The sequence below is a fragment of the Rhizobium sp. WSM409 genome, from assembly GCF_057653825.1.
The window spans coordinates 2,887,572-2,907,534 of record NZ_CM172794.1; the positions used below are offsets into that span (position 1 = coordinate 2,887,572).

General features: G+C 60.0%; 17 protein-coding genes and 1 other RNA gene. 8 read left to right on the top strand and 10 right to left on the bottom strand.

The window, feature by feature from the left end:
* Positions 1-360: 360 nt before the first annotated feature.
* The 7 genes from AC25BC_RS14475 to AC25BC_RS14505 form a co-directional block, all read right to left on the bottom strand.
* Positions 361-1,524, bottom strand: coding sequence for a hypothetical protein (locus tag AC25BC_RS14475; RefSeq protein WP_128438185.1), 1,164 nt, complete (start codon positions 1,522-1,524; stop codon positions 361-363).
* Between the two features lie 220 nt (positions 1,525-1,744).
* Positions 1,745-2,142, bottom strand: an RNA gene (gene rnpB / locus AC25BC_RS14480) — RNase P RNA component class A.
* 156 nt (positions 2,143-2,298) lie between these two features.
* Positions 2,299-3,474: an NAD(P)/FAD-dependent oxidoreductase gene (locus AC25BC_RS14485; RefSeq protein ID WP_128438186.1), complete on the bottom strand. Its 1,176-nt coding sequence runs from the start codon at positions 3,472-3,474 to the stop codon at positions 2,299-2,301.
* A 102-nt stretch (positions 3,475-3,576) separates the two neighbouring features.
* Positions 3,577-4,770 carry an NAD(P)/FAD-dependent oxidoreductase gene (locus AC25BC_RS14490; protein ID WP_128438187.1) on the bottom strand — a complete coding sequence of 398 codons (1,194 nt, stop codon included), beginning with the start codon at positions 4,768-4,770 and terminating at the stop codon, positions 3,577-3,579.
* A 79-nt stretch (positions 4,771-4,849) separates the two neighbouring features.
* Positions 4,850-5,470, bottom strand: coding sequence for a lytic transglycosylase domain-containing protein (locus AC25BC_RS14495; protein WP_128438188.1), 621 nt, complete (start codon positions 5,468-5,470; stop codon positions 4,850-4,852).
* Positions 5,471-5,731: 261 nt separating this feature from the next.
* Positions 5,732-6,493, bottom strand: a complete 762-nt coding sequence (locus AC25BC_RS14500; RefSeq protein WP_128438189.1) for an N-acetylmuramoyl-L-alanine amidase — start codon at positions 6,491-6,493, stop codon at positions 5,732-5,734.
* On the bottom strand, positions 6,490-7,197 hold the full coding sequence (locus tag AC25BC_RS14505) for a J domain-containing protein (RefSeq protein ID WP_003561040.1): 708 nt from the start codon (positions 7,195-7,197) through the stop codon (positions 6,490-6,492). Before AC25BC_RS14505 ends, AC25BC_RS14500 begins: the two co-directional genes overlap by 4 nt.
* 410 nt (positions 7,198-7,607) lie before the next feature.
* Here AC25BC_RS14505 and AC25BC_RS14510 point away from each other — a divergent pair, with 410 nt between their 5' ends.
* From AC25BC_RS14510 to AC25BC_RS14520, 3 genes are all read left to right on the top strand, one after another.
* Positions 7,608-8,819, top strand: a complete 1,212-nt coding sequence (locus AC25BC_RS14510) for a pyrophosphate--fructose-6-phosphate 1-phosphotransferase (RefSeq protein ID WP_012758300.1) — start codon at positions 7,608-7,610, stop codon at positions 8,817-8,819.
* A 57-nt stretch (positions 8,820-8,876) separates the two neighbouring features.
* Positions 8,877-9,512, top strand: a complete 636-nt coding sequence (locus AC25BC_RS14515; protein ID WP_128438190.1) for a LysE family translocator — start codon at positions 8,877-8,879, stop codon at positions 9,510-9,512.
* A 115-nt stretch (positions 9,513-9,627) separates the two neighbouring features.
* A complete protein-coding gene (locus AC25BC_RS14520) occupies positions 9,628-10,557 on the top strand; it encodes a lytic transglycosylase domain-containing protein (RefSeq protein ID WP_128438191.1) in 930 nt (309 codons plus the stop codon).
* Between the two features lie 65 nt (positions 10,558-10,622).
* Here AC25BC_RS14520 and AC25BC_RS14525 read toward each other — a convergent pair whose 3' ends face one another.
* Positions 10,623-12,050, bottom strand: coding sequence for a serine hydrolase domain-containing protein (locus tag AC25BC_RS14525; RefSeq protein ID WP_128438192.1), 1,428 nt, complete (start codon positions 12,048-12,050; stop codon positions 10,623-10,625).
* A 219-nt stretch (positions 12,051-12,269) separates the two neighbouring features.
* Here AC25BC_RS14525 and AC25BC_RS14530 point away from each other — a divergent pair, with 219 nt between their 5' ends.
* From AC25BC_RS14530 to AC25BC_RS14550, 5 genes are all read left to right on the top strand, one after another.
* Positions 12,270-13,514, top strand: a complete 1,245-nt coding sequence (locus AC25BC_RS14530; protein ID WP_012758304.1) for a BtaA family protein — start codon at positions 12,270-12,272, stop codon at positions 13,512-13,514.
* Positions 13,511-14,185, top strand: a complete 675-nt coding sequence (locus AC25BC_RS14535; RefSeq protein WP_128438193.1) for a class I SAM-dependent methyltransferase — start codon at positions 13,511-13,513, stop codon at positions 14,183-14,185. The genes AC25BC_RS14530 and AC25BC_RS14535 overlap by 4 nt, the downstream gene beginning before the upstream one ends.
* Before the next feature lie 125 nt (positions 14,186-14,310).
* Entirely contained in the window at positions 14,311-15,108 is a 798-nt protein-coding gene (locus tag AC25BC_RS14540) for a glycoside hydrolase family 25 protein (protein ID WP_128438194.1), read from the top strand.
* Between the two features lie 82 nt (positions 15,109-15,190).
* Complete coding sequence (locus AC25BC_RS14545) at positions 15,191-16,408, top strand: lytic murein transglycosylase (RefSeq protein WP_128438195.1); 1,218 nt, start codon at positions 15,191-15,193, stop codon at positions 16,406-16,408.
* Between the two features lie 104 nt (positions 16,409-16,512).
* Entirely contained in the window at positions 16,513-17,418 is a 906-nt protein-coding gene (locus AC25BC_RS14550; RefSeq protein WP_128438196.1) for a DMT family transporter, read from the top strand.
* Positions 17,419-17,898: 480 nt separating this feature from the next.
* On the opposite strand, the gene metF is transcribed toward AC25BC_RS14550, so the two are convergent.
* Positions 17,899-18,807, bottom strand: coding sequence for a methylenetetrahydrofolate reductase [NAD(P)H] (gene metF / locus AC25BC_RS14555; protein WP_128438197.1), 909 nt, complete (start codon positions 18,805-18,807; stop codon positions 17,899-17,901).
* A gap of 1 nt (position 18,808) precedes the next feature.
* Positions 18,809-19,834, bottom strand: coding sequence for an ArsR/SmtB family transcription factor (locus AC25BC_RS14560; protein WP_128438198.1), 1,026 nt, complete (start codon positions 19,832-19,834; stop codon positions 18,809-18,811).
* Positions 19,835-19,963 lie beyond the last annotated feature (129 nt).

The following is a 19,963-nucleotide window of genomic DNA, read 5'->3' on the forward strand; positions in this document are numbered from 1 at the left end:
GCGGATATGCCGCTAACTGGTTTGAAGATCAATTCCTGATTAATGCGCACCCAACAAGAGAAATCACGGCGTACGGAAAGTTGCAGGATCATATCAAATGGTTAGTGAAGTGTAGAGAGTTTTAGAGAGCGTAGCAGGGGCCTAAATTTGCTATCCACGCCGGAAAAGGCAGTCAACTCCTCTGGGATAGCGTTCGCACGCTGGATGACTGGCGTGGAAACCAGCCGGAAGGCCTTTCGGCCTACCGCGTCATCCCTATTCGATCTTGCCTGTTTAAAGTCGCAAAGAGAGACAAGCCGTCGTCGAACAGAGCGTGACCAACAAGCGCCCCGCGGTTAAGCAAGCAGAAGCCATGCGGAATCAGAGGCTAACCGTCATGTTGGGGAAGTAAATCGAGATGGGAGTATCAACTATATGGTCGGGCTCAAGAGCACGACGCACCTGATTTGCTACCTCAGACCTGTAGGAATCAATACGGGGAGCGAATGCATAGATGTCGGTCGTGTCGATCACCACTGTTCTCATCTGATTCACATCGAATGGGATTTTTTCAGAAGCGCGAATTATTTGAACGATCGATAATTTGACCGCATGCCGTAAGGCTAGTTCATAGAACACATTCGGGTTGCGAAACGACAAATCTGCGATTACCAGGCGAGATCGCATAATGTATTCAATTATCTGCCTCGTAATTACCCCTGGCTTATCAATTGCGTCCGCACGGACTACTTTTAGTTGAAACTGCTCAAGCGCCGGCTCGACAATCGTCCCCAGAAACAAGTCGGAATGTTTCCTCGCCTCAGATCCCTCTTCTCCGATCGGGGCGATGTAAAAGCAGGTGCTTTCGAATTGAGCATGCTCGGATGTAACGATGCTAGTTGATGCCGCAACAGCAGCGTGACGCAGCATTTCATTTGCCGGGGCGGCCGGCAGATCACCGAGCATCATATCATTCGAAATAATTCTTTCCGCCCCAGATAGGGTTTTTAACAAGCCGACGAAGCGCAGGTTCACCACAAAAGTATCAACGGCTTCTGCAGCATGGGCTGGTTCGATTCCAACATCCTTTGCGGCATCGATCAGCACTGCATGGGCCGGCAATTTATTGCCGACGAATTTATCGTACAGTTTCTGAAATGGCTCAATGTTCGTGATTGCTAACTGCGCTTTTATCTTAGCCCGATCACGCTCGTTGACTTGATCGTCTACGGCCTTCAAACCCTCCGCAGTCAATTCGATATTCTCGGCCTGCACGCCACCTTTCGTAAGACCGTATTTTCCGGAATTAATGATGAGCTGTCGTGAACCACCGCTCTCTGGTGACTTTCCAAGCTGATCAAACAGCGTGAAGCGTCTCACGGGCTGTCCGCTACCAATGCGGAAAATTGCCTTAGCAAACTCCAATGGCTCTTCTAGCGTAGATGCAGGGAACGAGCGTTGCGATCGACGTTTCTTTAGTTCGGCCTCAACTTTCGACAACGCCTCAGATTTGCTTTCGGTAGATTTTACAGTTTGCTTAGCCATTTCTCCACCCAACTGAGTTGTCAAAGCAAATACGCCTTATTCCTCCGCTGGTTGCAAGAAGAATGTTTAGTGGTTTCAATATTCGTGCATAAGCAACTTGAACCTTGAAAGCAGATAAGAGCACTTTTCATTGGAGTTCGCGTCGGCACGCAATGGAATTTCAGCAGCTCGACAGCAAGTAGTCGCTAAAATCCCCGGTGGAACGAAACCATAAGAGTTAATCGCCAGTTGGCCTGTAAGCCGGGTTCTGTATGGCTCCGGCGTGAACCGGAACGTGGCAGCCATTCCTCTGGGACAGCGTTCGCACGCTGCCTCACGCAACCCACCCGGATGACTGGCCTGGAAACCGGCCGGAAGGCCTTTCGGCCCGCCACGTCATCCCTATTCGGTCTTGCTCCCGGTGGGGTTTACCTTGCCATTTCCGTTGCCGGAGATGCGGTGGGCTCTTACCCCACCCTTTCACCCTTACCTGTCATGACAGGCGGTTTGCTTTCTGTGGCACTTTCCCTGAGGTCGCCCTCGCCGGACGTTATCCGGCACCGTGTTTCCGTGGAGCCCGGACTTTCCTCACCCTACCGCCTTTCGGCATTGATAAAGCGCGGCTGCCCAGCCAACTGGCAGGGCTCCCATAAACGAGAGAGATCGCAATTGCTATCGAAATAAATGATATCGCTCAGAGCAATTCCAGCAAAACTGCGCAGCGGTTTTGCGTCCGGAATTGCGTAATAACAAAAGAGGGAGCACTTCCGTGATCCGGAGAAAAACGGAAATGCTCTAGCGAAATTGCGGTGTGAAATCCGTCGAGTAGCCCTGTTCGCTGATTCCGCCTGATAAAAGCAGCTCGGCCCCAAGCCGGCCGATTTCGTCCGAGCTCTTGGCCGACGTGCCGGCGCAGCCCGTCAGCACCGCGATCTCGGGCGATGAGCTATAGCCAATCATCGGATAGCCGCTTTTCGTATACGACACGACGCAGGCGGCCGTCGAAATCGAAAGCGGCACGATATTGGGCACGAGACCTTCAACGATGTGTTTGAGATGCGCGCGCACCGTATCGCGCCCCTCGGTCTTGAACCATGCGCGCATGTCCGTGTCGCCGTTGAGCGCCAGATCGTCAGGATCGCCGCCGATCTTCAGGTAGAATTTGCCGTCGGGATAGCGGATCGGCGGCAGCAGGTAGATTTCGATGCCGGGCGCCCTGAGAATGAGTGACGGCATCGTGGCTAGGCGCGCCGCATCGGCATCGCTTACCTCGAAAAGCGTCACGGTCCGGGCATAAACCGTCATGGCAACGGGCTGTGGCAACAGATTCTCCGCAATGGAAAATCCGCCTGCCGCCAGCAGCACCTTTTCAACGCGACAGGTCAGGCCACCGGCCGTCTCAACGACAGCCGATCCACCTTCGCTGCGGATCGAAACGACATGATCGCGGATGACAGTGGCGCCTGCCTTTTCCGCCAGCAGCGATTGGGCTTTCACAAGCTTGCGCGGACTGATGTGGCCGGCCCCCCTCGCCTCGAAGACGCCCGTGCCCCCATCGGGAAAGGCGAAGAAGGGAAAGGCAGCCTTCAGCCCCTGCTCGTCGAGCAGGCTGGCCTCGACGCCGAGCGAAACGGCAGCCCGCCGGGTCTTCTCGATATAATCGCCGCCCGTCGGCGCCACGACGACGCAGCCGACCTCGCGATAGAAATCGATGCCGCTGTCGCGGGCGATCTCGCCATAACGGCTGATCGAACGGTTGGCGAGCAGCGCCCAGTTGCGGTCGGGATCGATGGTACGGGTAATGCGCCCCTCGTCGTAATGGCTGGCGAAGACGCCCTGATGCGCCTTGCGGTCGGTAGGCTCGTCCGGCCCGATCACCGCGACACCATCCGCTTGCCGCGCCAGATGCCGCGCCGCCGCTGCCCCCATCAGCCCACGGCCGACGACAATATATTTGAAATCGACTGCCATGCAGTTCCTCTAAACAATACAGTGCATCTTTTCAGACGCGCAAAAGACGCTGTAACACTTTGAATTGCTGAATAATTCCTGAAATAAATCCGATTTAGGGAATCATGCAGCAGCGAAGACGGGCATCAACTCGCCACCAAAATCCTCATCACCGAGCCGTCCTTCCGCAAGAAGCACCGCTCCCAACCGCCCAAGTTCGTCGGAGGATTTTGCCGCGACAAAATTGCCGCCGGTCAGCACCGCGATGCGTGGCGACTGCGTAAATCCGGCATAGGGATAACCGGTCGGCGTGAAATTCGCCACGCAAGGCGCTGAGGTGACCGGGCAACCGGCAAGCTCCGGCATCAGTTGCAGGGCGACACCCGAGAGATGCTCACGCTCGGCAGCACTGCCGTCGGAACGGAACCACGCGCCGGCATCCTCCAGCCTGCCGAAGAAAAGCGCCTCGGTGTCGCCACCGAGTTTCAGATAGGTCTTGCCGTCGGGATAACACACCGGCGGCAGGATATAGATGTGATCCTCTTCCCGGTCACCGAGCACGATCGTCGACGGCATATCGCCGAAGATCGCCATCTCGCGTTCGCCGATCTCGTAGAAGGCGACCGTTCGCGCCATGACCCTGATATCGACGGGACGCGGCAGCAGGGCATGGAAATTACTGAAACCGCCAGCGGCGACCAGCACGCGCTCGGCGCTGTAGCTTCTGCCGCCGGCCGTTACCTCGACATGGGAACCGGCATCGCGCACCGATGTTACGGTGGCCTCGATCAACGAGACGCCGCCCTGTCCGGCAAGCTTGGCCTGCGCGCGCACCAGCGCCCGCGGGTTGATGTGGCCGGCGCGCTTGCGCTCGAAATATCCTGTGAAATCGGGATCGACGGCAAGATAGGGAAAACGTTGGCCGAGTTCCGACGGCGCGATGATCTCGATATCGCTGCCGAGCGTCCGGCCAACCGTCAGCGCCCTTTCGATATAGTCCTGCTCGCTCTCTGGCGCTGGACCGGCAAAGAGGCAGCCGACCTCCGAATAGAAGGAGATGCCGCTCTTTGCCTCGATCTCGCGGTAGCGGTCAAGCGCGCGGGCGGCGAAGGTTCCCCAGGCAAGATTGCCGTCGAAGGTGCGGGTGATGCGCGCTTCGTCGTAATGGCTGGCGAAGACGCCGTGATGGCCCTTGCGCTCCTCCGGCTCACGCGGGCCGATCAGTGCAACGCCGTCGGCCATCGAGGAGAGATGCCGTGCGGCGGCTGCACCCATCATGCCGCGTCCGATGATGATGAACCTGAAATCGACTGCCATATCCCACCTCGCTAAATTCCAGCGATACCATGGCAATCATCTTGAATCATCCAGCTTGTCAGGGATAATCGCTTCAGGCTCAGAGCATTGCCAGAACCTTGCCGCAATAGGACTTGGACACCGGGTTCATGCGCGTGGCGCCATGGCCGGCATTGTATTTGAGGATGGTGTTGCAGGTCTCGCCACCACCGAGATCATGGGCGGCAGCCAGATATTTCATGCCGTACTTGATGTTGGTTTCCGGATCGAACAGGCCCTTGGCGCTGCCGGAATAGCCCATCATGCGGGCAGTTGCAGGCTTTATCTGCATCAGGCCGATTTCACCGTGGCTGCCCCGCGCATTCGGATTGAAATTGCTTTCGATGCGGATGACGGCGGTCGCAAGCGCAACCGGTACATCATATTGGTTCGCATATTTGCTGATCAGTGCGGAATAGGAATTGCCGGAAACATTGGCGACGGCATAACCGCTCTGACGCTCGACCGTCTTCAGCGGGCGTTCCGCCGTCTTGAGCGGACGCTTCGCCGACTTGACCGACCGCTCCGCTTTCTTCAACGGACGCTCTATCTTCTTCGAAGGACGCTCGACTTTCTTCACCGACGTATCGGCTCGCACGCCCCAATCATTCGCAAAGGCAAAGCTATTTCCCGCCAGCACCATGCCAACGCATGTTGCAGCAACAACAATCAGTTTTCTCATGTAGTCTTGAACACTCCGACCCAAAGAATTTCCGGACGGCGCGCCTCGCTGTCATAATGAATTCCAGATCAAGTACCGATCGGATTCGCGGTAATTCTTATCATTTCACATAGCGCCCGTGGTTTAACTCGAAAACAACCCCGAGCACCGCTTGGCGGACGTTCTTAGACCATCGCAATGAGGAGATAATAGGGAAATGATGTGGCAGGCCGAATTTCGCGCTGCAGTGCAAAATTCGGCGTTTCAGCAATTGTCGAGGAATTAGGAATAACGCGGCAAAGTCGACAGCAGCCGGTGCAACGTGTCGATCGTCGAGAAATCGGCGATGCCATCTATCCGTTCGGGCCGAAAATGCCGCTGGAAAGCTTCCACGTCGCCTGCCGTTTTTTCGGAGAATTCGCCCGTGATTTCAGTGCCGTAACCATAGAGCGACAGCATCGACTGCAGCGCCTCGACAGGCTGGCCTGTATCGCCGCGCTGGAAGAAGCGCCCGCCGGTGATCGTTGCCGGCTCGACCCAGTGCCCGATGCCAGCCCGGTGGAGCTCGGCCCAGGGAAATTTCTCGCCCGGATCGACCTTGCGGATCGGGGCGACATCGGAATGCCCGAGCACCCGTTCCGGCACGATCGACCAACGTTTGACACAGTCGCGACACAATTCAATGACCGCGGCGATCTGCTCTTTCGGATAATCAGGGAGCCCGCCGGGGTGGCCGGCATTGGCGATCTCGATGCCGATCGACAGCGAATTGATATCGGTCTCGCCGTGCCAGTTGCTTTTTCCCGCATGCCAGGCACGCCGCATTTCCGGCACGAGCTGCACCACCTCGCCATTCTCATGCACGAAATAATGGCTGGAAACCTGGCTCTCGGCGCGAGAGAGCCAGTCGAGCGCACCATCTGCCGTCGGCATGCCGGTATAGTGCAGCAGGATCATGTCGGGACGGCGCCCGTCCGCCCGCTCGCCATGGTTCGGCGAAGGCTGCACGCGCGCGCTTCTGCAGTCGGCCTCGAAAGAGGTCATGCTGCGCGGCGTTCCTTCTCGATCGCCTCATAGGCCGCGTTCAGCGCAGCCATGCGCTCATTGGCGATCACATGGAATTCCTTCGGCACGCCACGCGAGATCAACCGATCGGGATGATGTTCGCTGACGAGGCCGTGGTAACGGCGGCGGATGGTCGGGAAATCATCCGAAGGCGAGACGCCGAGCACCTTGTAGGGATCGCCGCCGGACGAGACGTGGCGGGCGGCAATCTGCTCGAAGCGGGTCTCGCTCATCTGGAAGATCTCGCCGATATGGCGCAGGAAATTCAGTTCCTTTTCGTGAATCAGCCCGTCGGCCTTGGCGATGTGGAAGAGGCCGTCGAGCACGTCTTCCAACACTGGGCAATTGGCCGCACAGGTAACGCAGAGCGTGGAGAGCCGTTCGGCATAGGCTTCGTAGCCGGCGACGTCCTGCCGCGCGAGGTTGTAAAGCCTGGCGACATTCTTCGCCTGATCCTGCGGAAACTCGAAGATTTCGCGGAAGGCTTCGACCTCCTTCTCGCTGACGATGCCGTCGGCCTTGGCCATCTTGGCCGACAGAGCGATGATAGCCACGGAGAAAGCCACCTTACGCCGGGTCTCGGGATCGCCTTCAAAAACCGTGCGGATAGCCTCGACCACCGCAGACAGCGCATTGCCTGCAGTATTGCCAATGGCATTCAACAGTTTTTCCCAGAAGGACATCGAAAATCTCACACACTTGTCAACTTATAGAGAAACAGCTTGACCAAAGAATCGTAGCCTTTGCAAGGCGACTATTGGTCGTAGGGCCGAACACAGTTTTCACGATTTGGTAATTGTCGCACCGCAGCAAACGATTCATCACGCCCACTTTCATCTCGCATGAGGGCATGGCCGGCGGTCGCCGGCATTGCCCTGGTACCTGGTTCCAGAGCGCGCGACGGAAATTTCCACGGGAATTCCCGTCGCGTAGATCGGGCTTGAAACGATTATATCAGCACTTCCCGTCGCCTTTGCGGTCCGACACGGCAGAGTGGCGCATTTTTCGTAAATTCTTTACTTTACAGGGCCCTTTCCCTGCCGCATCCATGCGCTAGCTAACGCTGCCGCACCGAAACACCGTAGGAGGGATCATGGCCAAACAGAAAGTCGCAATGCTGACCGCCGGAGGCCTGGCGCCCTGTCTTTCATCCGCCGTCGGCGGCCTCATCGAACGCTATAGCGACGTGGCGCCCGAGCTCGAAATCGTCGCCTACAAGTCCGGCTACCAGGGTGTGCTCCTCGGCGACAGCATCGAGATCACCCCAGCGATACGCGAAAAGGCGCCGCTTCTGCACCGCTACGGCGGCTCGCCGATCGGCAATAGCCGCGTCAAGCTCACCAATGCCGCCGACTGCGTCAAGCGCGGCCTGGTCAAGGAAGGCGAGAACCCGCTGCGGATCGCCGCCGAACGACTCGCCAATGACGGCATCACCATTCTCCACACGATCGGCGGCGACGACACCAACACCACGGCCGCCGATCTTGCCGCCTACCTCGCCGCCAACGGCTACGATCTCACAGTCGTCGGCCTGCCGAAGACTGTCGACAACGACGTCGTGCCGATCCGCCAGTCGCTCGGCGCCTGGACGGCCGCCGAAGTCGGGGCGCATTTCTTCGACAATGTCGGCAACGAACAGACGGCCGCCCCCCGCACCCTCGTCATCCATGAAGTCATGGGCCGCCATTGCGGCTGGCTGACGGCCGCCACCGCCCGCGCCTATCTCCAGCGCACCAGCCGCAACCAGTATGTCGACGGCCTGATGATGGACGCGCACCTGAAGAGCATCGACGCCGTCTACCTGCCTGAGATGGCCTTCGACCTCGACGCCGAGGCCGCCCGCCTGAAGGAAAGCATGGACCGCAACGGCCACGCCACGGTCTTCGTCTCGGAAGGTGCCTGCCTCGACGCCATCGTCGCCGAGCGCGAAGCCGCCGGCGAGACCGTCAAGCGCGATGCTTTCGGCCATGTGAAGATCGACACGATCAATGTCGGCGCCTGGTTCCAAAAGCAGTTCGCCAATCTCCTCGACGCCGAGCGTTCCCTCGTGCAGAAATCGGGCTATTTTGCCCGCTCGGCGCCCGCTAACGCCGATGACCTCAGGCTGATCCAGAGCATGGTCGATCTCGCCGTCGAAAGCGCGCTCAATAAAGTCTCCGGCGTCACCGGCCATGATGAAGGCCAGAACGGTAAATTGCGCACTATAGAATTCCCGCGCATCAAGGGCGGCAAGGCTTTTGACCTTTCGACGGCATGGTTTGCCGAAGTCATGGACAATATAGGCCAGAAATACAAAGAAGCGTGATTGACGGATGGTTAATATGATGTCTTTGCTTGTTCCTGAGGAATAGGAGGAGACACCATGTCACTTGAAGCTTGGCTCGCTTTTGCGGCCGCATCCGCCATCATGCTGGCCATACCGGGGCCGACGATACTGCTCGTCGTTTCCTATGCGCTCGGTCATGGACGCAGGACGGCGTTCGCGACGGTGGGCGGCGTGGCGCTTGGTGACTTCACGGCGATGACGGCTTCCCTCTTCGGTCTCGGCGCCGTTCTGGCCGCCTCCGCGACCCTCTTCACTGTCTTGAAGTGGATCGGCGGCGCCTACCTGATCTGGCTGGGAATCAAGCTCTGGCGGGCTCCCATCATTGGCGAACCGGTTGCCGACAACGACAACCTGCCGGAGGAGAAGTCCGTCAAGATCTTCCTCCACGCCTATGTCGTCACCGCCCTCAATCCGAAGAGCATCATCTTCTTCGTCGCCTTCGTGCCGCAGTTCCTCAATCCGGCCCTGCCCTTCGTCGGGCAGATGGCGATCATGGAAGCGACTTTCCTCGTGCTGGCGATCCTCAACGCTTCCACCTACGCCTTTCTCGCCCATAGCGCGCGCGGACTGATTCGCAAGGCGAGCATCCAGCGCGCTGTAAACCGCACCGGAGGCACTCTGCTGATCGCTGCAGGGGCCGTAACGGCCGGGTATCGCCGTATTGCAGCCTAGTAATATTCCGTGGTTGCCGGAATGCCACGAATAGGTTAATGGGGTCACCAGGGACTTAGGCTTTTGGTAACTTTTATACGCTGCCGGGGCGGCGCGATTTCACGAAAGTGGCGGAATGGTAGCGATCGGATTATCCGGCCTGAAACGCAGTCTTGTCGTCTCGACGATACTCTGCGGCGTGATGACGGGATGTACGAGCGTCGAATATACGTCCCAGGCCGAACTGACAGCCGGGCAGACCGTCGTGCCGATGCCGAAACCCGGTGAAGATGCAACACTCGCCGCGATCCCGACAGCCGGAGGCGTAGCCGGTCAGGCGGTGGCAGGCGCCACCATTCCCCAGGCATCCTCCTCTCTGACCGCAACAGCGATGCCGGCCGTGACAGCTTCTCAGCCTGGCGATCTTACCATGCAGCCGACGGCCTATGCGCAGATCCCGCTGACGCCCGAAATGACGGCGATCCAGTCCGTCGTGCCGACGCCGCGTCCTGGAACGCCGACCCAGCCGACGACGCAGCTTGCCTTTGCAGCGACACCGCAAAACAGCGCGCTTGCAGCACTTGCCGCCGTCGACACCACCCCGCGCGCCAGCATGGACTACGGTTTCGACGAAACCGGGCCGATCGATCCGCCGACGGCGCCGCCGATGTTTAGCGATGACGACAAAGACGATGCGCCGACCGTCGAGAAGAGCTTTGTCACCAAGCTCATCCAGAAATATTCGAAAATCTACGAAATTCCCGAGACTCTTCTCCATCGCGTCGTCCATCGCGAGAGCCGCTATAATGCGAAGGCCTACAACAAGCGTGGCTATTTCGGCCTGATGCAGATCAAGTACAACACCGCCAAGTCCATGGGTTACGACGGTGCCCCGGGCGGCCTCTTCGATGCCGAGACCAACATCAAATATGCCGCGAAATATCTGCGCGGCGCATGGCTCGTTTCCGACAGTCGGGAAGACGATGCCGTCCGCCTCTATGCGCGCGGCTATTATTATGACGCCAAGCGCAAGGGCATGACAGACATCGCCCAAGGTAACTATTGAGACCGGCTGAAACTACAGCCATCCCTTGAATATGCAGGAGAGATAGTGGCTGAATAAGCCCCAGCCTATGGCTGCGGCTGGGTCTGTTGTTGCGATCCGGCCTGTTGTTGCTGCTCTCCCGGTTGTGGCAATGCCGCCAGGATCGCCTTCAGCAGCGTCTGCGGCTGATAGTCGAGCCTGCTCGGCGTCAGGCCAAGCCTGACGACCACCAGATTGGCGGAAGGCACGATCGCCATGCTCTGCCCGTCATGGCCCGTCAACCAGAACGTATCCTCAGGCAGCCCGGCCTCAGCGCTCGAGCCGCGACCGGGTGCGAGCCAGGCCTGGCCCTGCGTATACCGCCCGTTCGAAGCCGCCGTCGGGGTGCGCATGGCGCCGACAAAACCCTCCGGCAACAGTCGCTGTCCGTTCCACACGCCGTCTTGCAGCAGGAACTGCCCAAAGCGCGCCCAGTCATGCGCCGTCGCATAAAGATAGGAGCTTCCGGCGAACGTGCCGCGCGCATCGAGTTCGAATACGGCGCTTGTCATGCCGAGCGGGGCAAACAACGCGTCGTGCGGATAGGAAAAAGCCGCCTGAGCATTGCCGACCCTGTCCATCCAGATGCGCGAGAGCAGCACGGCCGTGCCGCTAGAATAGCGGAAGCGTTGGCCGGGCGCTGCCTCCATCGGTGCATTGGCCGGCAGCGATACCATGTCGGTATCGAGATAGAGCATGCGCGTGACATCGGCGACGTCGCCATAGTCTTCGTTAAAGGCAAGGCCGCTCTCCATGCCGAGCAGATCGGAAACCTTGATTCTGGCGCGCGCATCGTTCTTCCACTGCGCCAACAGGTTATCATCGTCGAAGGAGACCTTGCCGCCAAGCATCAGCCGGCCGAGGACCGCCGCATTCACGGTCTTCGTCATCGACCAGCCGATCAACGGCGTCTTCGCCGAGAAGCCGGGGCCATAGGCCTCAGCGACGATGCGACCATTGCGCACCACCACGATCGCCCGCATTGCCGGGCCGGCAATTCCGGCATCGGCAAGCAGCGCGGCGATCTTCCCGTCCGCCGGATTGCCGGTCCCCTCGCCCTCCGGCCACAAGGCGTCATTCGCCTGCATTTTGGCCGGCGGATCGAAGGGCGCTGCCTTCGCAGCCGCCTCGAAATTGCCGTCCGGGACGCTCGTGCAGCCGAAAGCGCCGCGATAGAGCGCATAACTCGGCGCAAACAGTCCCATGAAGCGCGCCGTCACGCGATCGTTGTCGGGGTCGACGCTGACACGCACCAGCCGCAGTAGCGGATTTCCAGGCGCCTGGACGTCGTCATGGAGCACATCCTCCGCCTCCCGGCCGGCGATGAACACGTTGGAGCAGACGATCTTGGCGGCATAACCGTCGCCGACGCTGAGCAGTTCCGGTGGCCGGATGAACAGCCAGCCGGCCGCGGCGACGATGATGACTACGGGAAGGAGAGCAAGCGCCTTCATGATACGCAGGACAAATCGCATGGCATTCCTCCATGCCGGGAGAGAAGCAGGAATCACACGCGCCGGAAAGGGGCCGAAGCGAAGAAGGACCATCGTCCCGATCACTTTCCCAGGAGTGCCATTCCGGTCGCTCTCCGGAGGAGGCCGAAGCCTCCCAGGAACGGCTCCCCCACAGCCCGCGTCATCAAACTGTAGCAGAGGCGCGCTACACGCCCTGAACGCTAAAAAGGTGACAGACTCATGTCAGAATTTGCACCGGATGCCGGCTTCCGCAAGAACCGGAAACTCAAGGATGCCCTTCTCCGCCATAAGGCCTTTTCGAAGGATGGCTTTTCCGAGCGTCTCTTCGGCCTTCTTTTCTCCGGCCTCGTCTATCCGCAGATCTGGGAGGATCCGGATCTCGACATGCAGGCGATGGAGCTGAAGCCCAATCATCGCATCGTTACCATCGGCTCCGGCGGCTGCAACATGCTCGCCTATCTCTCCAAGGCGCCGGCCTCGATCGACGTCGTCGATCTCAACCCGCACCACATCGCGCTGAACCGCCTGAAGCTTGCCGCCTTCAAACATCTTCCAGGTCACGCCGATCTCGTCCGCTTCCTGGCAATGCCGAACGAGAAGTCGAACAGCCGTGCCTACGACCAGCATCTTGCCGCCCGCCTCGATGAGGCAACCCGCAGCTACTGGAACGGCCGCAAGTTCGGCCGCCGCCGCGTCACCGTTTTCGATCGCAACATTTACGAAACGGGTCTGCTCGGCCGCTTCATCGGCGCGGCCCACCTTCTTGCCCGCCTGCATGGCGTCAAACTGCGCGAGATGACCAAGACCCGCTCGATCCGCGAGCAGCGCCAGTTCTTCGACGAGCAGATCGCGCCGCTCTTCGAAAAGCCGGTCGTGCGCTGGATTACCGGCCGTAAGAGCTCGCTCTTCGGCCTCGGCATTCCGCCGCAGCAATATGACGAACTCGCAAGCCTTGCCGCCGATCATTCGATCGCACCGGTGCTGAAGCATCGCCTGGAAAAGCTCGCCTGTCATTTCCCGATGAGCGACAATTATTTCGCCTGGCAGGCCTTCGGCCGCCGTTACGGCACCGAAGCGGAGGGCCCGCTGCCGACCTATCTGAAGTCGGAGCACTATCAGGTGATCCGCGCCAATGTCGACCGCGTCAACGTTCACCACGCAAGCTTCACCGAGCTTCTGGCCCGCGAGCCGGCCGCCTCGCGTGACCGCTACATTCTGCTCGACGCGCAGGACTGGATGACGGACGAGCAGCTGAACGACGTCTGGACGGAAATCACCCGCACGGCGCGCGAAGGCGCCCGCGTGATCTTCCGCACCGCCGCCGAAAAGAGCATCATCGAAGGCCGCCTGGCTCCGGCGATCCGCGGCCAATGGGATTACTTCGAGGAAAAGTCGCGTGAACTGACTGCGCTCGATCGCTCGGCAATCTACGGCGGCTTCCACATCTACGGGAAGAAGGCGTGAGCAAGGTCGGTACTGAGACGGCAGGACAGAGCGACCAACATGCCAGCCTCATGGATGGCATGTACCGCTACCAGCGGCACATCTACGACCTGACCCGCAAATATTATCTTCTCGGCCGCGACAGCACGATCCGCAATCTCGACGTGGCCGAAGGCGGCAGCCTTCTGGAAGTCGGCTGCGGCACCGGGCGCAACATGGCCTTCGCCCACAGGCATTTCCCGACCGCCAAGCTGTTCGGCCTCGACATTTCCCAGGAGATGCTGATTTCGGCACGCAAGACCTTCGCCACCAAGGCGACGATCCCGGAATTCCGCGTCGCCGACGCCACGGCATTCACACCGCGTGAATTCGGCGTCAGCGGCTTCGACCGCATCCTGATCTCCTATGCCTTGTCGATGATCCCGGACTGGGAGCGCGCCGTCGATGCTTCGATCGCCGCACTCAATCCCGGCGGCCAACTGCACATTGTCGATTTCGGCCAGCAGGAAGGCTTGCCGGGCTGGTTCCGGCGCATGGTGCAGTCCTGGCTTGCGAAATTCCACGTCACGCCGCGCCCCGATCTGCGCGAGGTCCTGGAAGCGCAAGCCCATGAAAACAACGCGACATTGGTGTTCGATGCCGTCGGCGGCGGTTATGCCTGGCGGGCAGCTATTATCAGCAAGCGCTCATAATTCGCTTGAAACTAACCGATTTTTTACGTTGATATGGTGAAAAGAGGGTTATCCTCTGCTGACTCGTCTTTTTCGAAGGTCAGGTTGTGGGGCAAAGAGATCATTCGAGCTACGACGGGACGCCCATGCGCCGGCTTTTGTTTTGCGTTTTGCCCCTGGCCATCATGCTGGCCGGTTGCAGTTCCTCCGGTTATGACTACCTCGAAACGGCGTCGATCAAGCCGAAGCCGCGCTTCAAGGATACCGATCCGCAGGATTTCGGTCCGAAGCATCCGCAGCAGAACCAGGTCCACGGCATCGATATTTCCAAATGGCAAGGCGATATCGACTGGGGCACGGTGAAGAATTCCGGTGTCGCTTTCGCCTTCATCAAGGCAACCGAAGGCAAGGACAGGGTCGATCCGCGCTTCGACGAATACTGGCGCGAAGCCCGCGCCGCCGGCATCCCGCACGCTCCCTATCATTTCTATTATTTCTGCTCTTCGGCCGATCAGCAGGCCGACTGGTTCATCCGCAACGTACCGAAGGAGGCCATGCGCCTGCCGCCGGTGCTCGACGTCGAATGGAACGCCGAATCGAAGACCTGCCGCTACCGCCCCGACGCTGAAACGGTGCGCGCCGAAATGCAGCGTTTCATGGACCGGTTGGAAGCCTATTACGGCAAGCGCCCGATCATTTATACCTCGGTCGATTTCCACCGCGAAAATCTCGCCGGCTACTTCCAGGATTATCATTTCTGGGTTCGTTCGGTGGCGAAACACCCCGAGGTAACCTATTCCGACCGCCGCTGGGCCTTCTGGCAATATACCTCGACCGGCGTCATTCCCGGCATCAGCGGTCCCACCGATATCAATGTCTTTGCCGGCAGTGCAAAGAACTGGAACAATTGGGTCGCAGCCGTTTCCAAGGATAGAAATTCTTAGTAACGTCCTGCAATGTTTCTTGCTTCCGTCACATTCATCTGTGAAAGCGACGGGAAATCTTTTTGATATAAGGACCGCATCCATGCACCGCTCGCTCGCAAGCTGCTCTGCACTCGCCCTCCTGTTTGCGCTTGCCCTCGCCGGCGTCGCGGCCGCCCAGCAGGCGCCTGACGCAGCCCCGGCCGCACCCTGCGGCGGCGATCTGTCCGCCTTCCTCGAAGGTGTCAAGAAAGACGCAGTCGCAGCCGGCGCCAGTGCGGCAGCCGTCGACGAGGCCTTCGCCGGCGCCGAGATCGATCCCAAGGTCCTGAGCCGGGATCGCGCCCAGGGCGTCTTCAAGCAGACCTTCCTCGAATTCTCCCAGCGCACCGTCAGCCAGGCCCGGCTCGACATCGGCCGCCAGAAGATGAAGCAATATGCCGACGTCTTTGCCCGCGCCGAGCAGGATTTCGGCGTGCCCCCGGGCGTCATCACCGCCTTCTGGGCGATGGAAACCGATTTCGGCGCCGTCCAGGGCGATTTCAACACCCGCAACGCTCTTGTGACGCTGTCGCATGATTGCCGCCGCCCGGAACTCTTCCGTCCGCAGCTGATCGCTCTTATTGAGATGGTCCAGCACGGCGACCTCGACCCCGCCACCAATACCGGCGCCTGGGCCGGCGAGATCGGCCAAGTGCAAATGCTGCCGCGCGACATCATTGCCTATGGCATGGATGGCGACGGCGACGGTCATATCCGCCTGAAGCAGAGCGGCCCGGACGCCATCCTGACGGCGGCGAAATTCATCCAGCACCTCGGCTTCGAGCGCGGCCAGCCCTGGCTGCAGGAAGTGACCGTGCCCGATAACCTGCCCTTTGAGAAGTCCGGTCTTGGCGGCACGATGAAAGCGGGAGAATGGTTCGCGCTCGGCGTCAAGCCGCGCGACGGCAATACCGCCTTCGGCAACTTGGAAGGCGATCTCGTTCTGCCACAAGGCCGCATGGGACCGGCTTTTATCGCCTATCCCAATTTCAAGATCTATCTCGAATGGAACAAGTCGTTCATCTACACGACCTCGGCCGCCTATTTCGGGACACGCCTTTCGGGCGCCGAACCCTATCTCAAGGGCGTGCCGGAACAGGGGCTTGCCAGTGACCAGATGAAGGCGCTGCAGACCAAACTGCAGTCGCTCGGCCATGATGTCGGCGAGATCGACGGCATCCTCGGCTCCGGCACACGTGTCGCGATCCAGAAGGAACAGCAGCGCCTCGGCATGCCGGCCGACGGCTGGGCGACGCCTGCCCTCCTCAACGCCCTCTGATCCCAGCTGACACCCTGCCGCCGCTCGCTTCGCAAGAAACGGGTGGCGCCGTTCGCCGCCTGCGCTAAAGCATCAAGCGAGCGGCTTGCGGTGGAGGAATCGGCGTGGACAGCAGGATGAATGCCTGGACCTGGGGTCTGCTGGTCCTGCTCGGCTTGATCTGGGGCGGCTCATTCTTCTTTGCCCGCATCGCCGTCCAGCACGTGCCGCCGCTCACCCTCGTCTTCTTCAGGCTGCTGCTCGCAGCGCTGGCGCTGCATATCTATATCGCCGGCCGTTTCGACTTCTATGCGATCCTCAAAGCCCGCTGGCGCGAATTCCTGATCCTCGGGCTCATCAACAATGCCCTGCCGCATGCGCTGATCTTCTTCGGCCAGACCCGCATCGGCGCCGGTCTTGCGGCGATCCTGAATGCGACGACACCGATCTGGACCGTGCTGATCGCCAACTACTTCACCTCAGACGAGAAGCTGTCGCCGGCAAAGATCGCCGGCTGCCTGGTCGGCCTGGCCGGAACGATCGTGCTGATCGGCCCCGGCATGTCGGCCGGTGGCGAAGCCCCGCTCTGGGCGCTGCTTCTTCCCGTGCTTGCTGCGATCTCCTATGGTTTCGCCGCCACTTACGGAAAACGCTTCAAGAATGTTCCCGCCCCTGTTACCGCAGCCGGCCAGTTGACCGCCTCTTCGCTGATTGCGCTGCCGCTGTCGCTGCTGGCCGATCGCCCCTGGGCGCTTGCCGCACCGCCGCTCGATGCCCTCCTCGCCATCCTGGCACTGGCGCTGCTGTCGACCGCCTTCGGCTACATCCTCTATTTCCGGATCATGGCAACGGCCGGCGCCACCAATGCCTCGCTCGTCACCCTGCTGGTGCCGCCGGGCGCCATCCTTCTCGGCGTGCTCTTCCTCGGCGAAAGGCTGGCCCTGAGCGAGTTTGCCGGCATGGCGCTGATCGGTTTCGGCCTCGTCATTCTCGACGGCCGCGCCTATCGCCTGCTGGCCAAGGCCGCCTAAAGCCGGTTGCGAATTCCACATGTTTTCAACCGGTTGCGATCCCGCCATGTTTTGGGCGCATAGGTAAATACGCAATCGCCTGATTTAACGGCATGTTAAAATCTGTGAACAAAATTTTGTTGAAAATTAACATGTAATTTCAAAGTCTTGCCGAAATGCTATTCGACTTATCCACCGAACCCTTCTGCAGCGCAGCATAAGATCTGCTTCCCAACCGACATATTTCAGACATATTATTGGCCGGTTAACGCGAGGAGACAGACATGGGACTCACGCAATCCTTGAATGTTCTGTTGGTCAGTGCAGCGTTTGCTTTCGTCTTGTCCATGCTCTTCATCTGAGCTGGCCGACGAAAGTGTAATGACTGATAGTGCCTAAACTCCTGAATAGCTGATCAATCCGCCAACGAAAAAGCGCATGTCCCGCCCGACATGCGCTTTTCACTTTTACAGCGCCGCGTGTCCTTCAGACGCGCAAAGATCAGGCGGCAGCGCCAGCACTTTTTGTTTCGCGGCGGGGGCGGGAGAGGCCGAGATTGTCGAGCACGGCGGAAACCAGCGGCGCACGGTTCATCGTATAGAGATGGAAGTCGTGGATGCCGCGCCGGACGAGATCTTCGATCTGTTCGGCAGCGACTTCGGCGGCGACCTTCGCCCGCTCCTCGGGCTTGTCGTCGAAGCCTGCAAAGCGCTCGTCGAGAAAGGCGGGGATAACAGTGCCGCAGGCCCCGGCGAAGCGCTTCAGCTGCGTCAGGTTCTGGATCGGCATGATGCCGGGCACGACAGGGATCGAGATGCCGGCGCCGCGCACCCGTTCCAGGTAGCGCTCGAAATTGTCGTTGTCGAAGAAGAACTGCGTCAGTGCCCGGTCGGCGCCATTGTCGGCCTTGCGCTTCAGCATGTCGATATCGGCCGCCGTATCGCGGCTTTCCGGGTGTTTTTCCGGATAGGCGGAAACCGAAATCTCGAAATCGCCGACTTCCTTCAGGCCGGCCACCAGCTCCGCCGCATTGGCATAACCGCCGGGATGCGGCTGGTAGGGCGCACCAGCGCCGCCGGGCGCATCGCCGCGCAGCGCCACGAAATGCGTCACGCCGGCTTTACGGAACGTGTCGACCACCTGATGCGTCTCTTCCTTCGTCGCGCCGACGCAGGTGAGATGCGAGGCGGTGGCAAGCGGCGTCTGCGACAGGAACCGCGTGACGGTGGAGAGCGTAGGCGCTCTGGTGGTGCCGCCGGCGCCATAAGTCACCGACACGAAATCCGGGTCCCAATCCTGCAGCTGGCTAACCGTGTGCCAGAGTTGTCCTTCCATCTCCTCCGATTTCGGCGGGAAGAATTCGAAGGAGACCCTGATGTTGCGGCCGCGCACTTCGTTTTTCAAAGCCATGTCATACCCTCCCGGCAAATGTAGGTTCGGCGCCTTCGCTCGCCTGCGAAGCCATAAGGCGCCTCGGATCGCGCGCGAGCCAGACGGTGACCGTCAACCCCTGCCCGCTTTGCTGACCCGGATGAAGATCGACGACCTGCTCGACGTCGAGCCCGCTCTTGCGCAGCCAGTCGGACATTGCCTGGTGCGAAAAGCCGAGACGGACATGCGCATGCTCGTCGCGGAGATATTCGAGCGTGTGCGGCGCAAGGTCGATGACCACGAGCCGGCCGCCCGGCCGGAGCATGCGCGACGCTTCGGCGATCGCAATATCCGGCTGATCGAAGAAATGCAGCACCTGATGGATTGTCACCAGATCGAAGTCCTGTCCCTCGAACGGCAGGTTCAGGATATCGGCGTGCCGCACGGTGGCCTTGGTGATGCGGGACTTGTCGAGATTGGCGCGTGCCACGCTCAGCATGTCGCGGCTGGCATCGACGCCCGTCGCCCGGCGGTAGAGCCCGGACAGGAGTTCGAGGATGCGGCCGGTGCCGGTACCGAGGTCGAGCAGCGCGTCGATCGGCTGGCTGCCGAGCAGCCGGATGACGGCAGCGTCGACCTCCTCATCGGCCGCATGCAGGCGGCGAAGTTCGTCCCATTCGGCCGCGTTGCGGCTGAAATAGGCCTGTGCCCGCTCGGCGCGCTGGCGCTTGACCAGCGAAAGCCGTTCGCCGTCGCGAAGGATGGTCGGATCGTTCTCGGAAACATGCTTCAGCAACGCCCGCACCAGCATGGCGGCCTTACCGTCCTGCTTGAGGCGGAAATAGGCCCAGGCGCCTTCCTGGTAGCGTTCGATCAGTTCGGCCTCGCCGAGCAGCTTCAGGTGGCGGGAGATGCGGGGCTGGGATTGGCCGAGAATTTCGGTAAGATCGGTCACCGTCAGGTCGCCGCTGTCAAGAAGCGCCAGAAGACGCAGGCGCGTGGGCTCGCCGGCCGCCTTCAAGACGTCCACCAGCGCATCCAGTCCAAGCTTCAAGGGTTCGCTCATCTTCGATCCAATCAAGATATAAAGATATCTTTATGTGATTTGAAAAGCGGTGGCAAGCGACAATTCGCACTCTCCGCGAAATTGGCTGCTCAGATTGCGACAAGGCGTGACATGAAAAAGCCCCGGCGA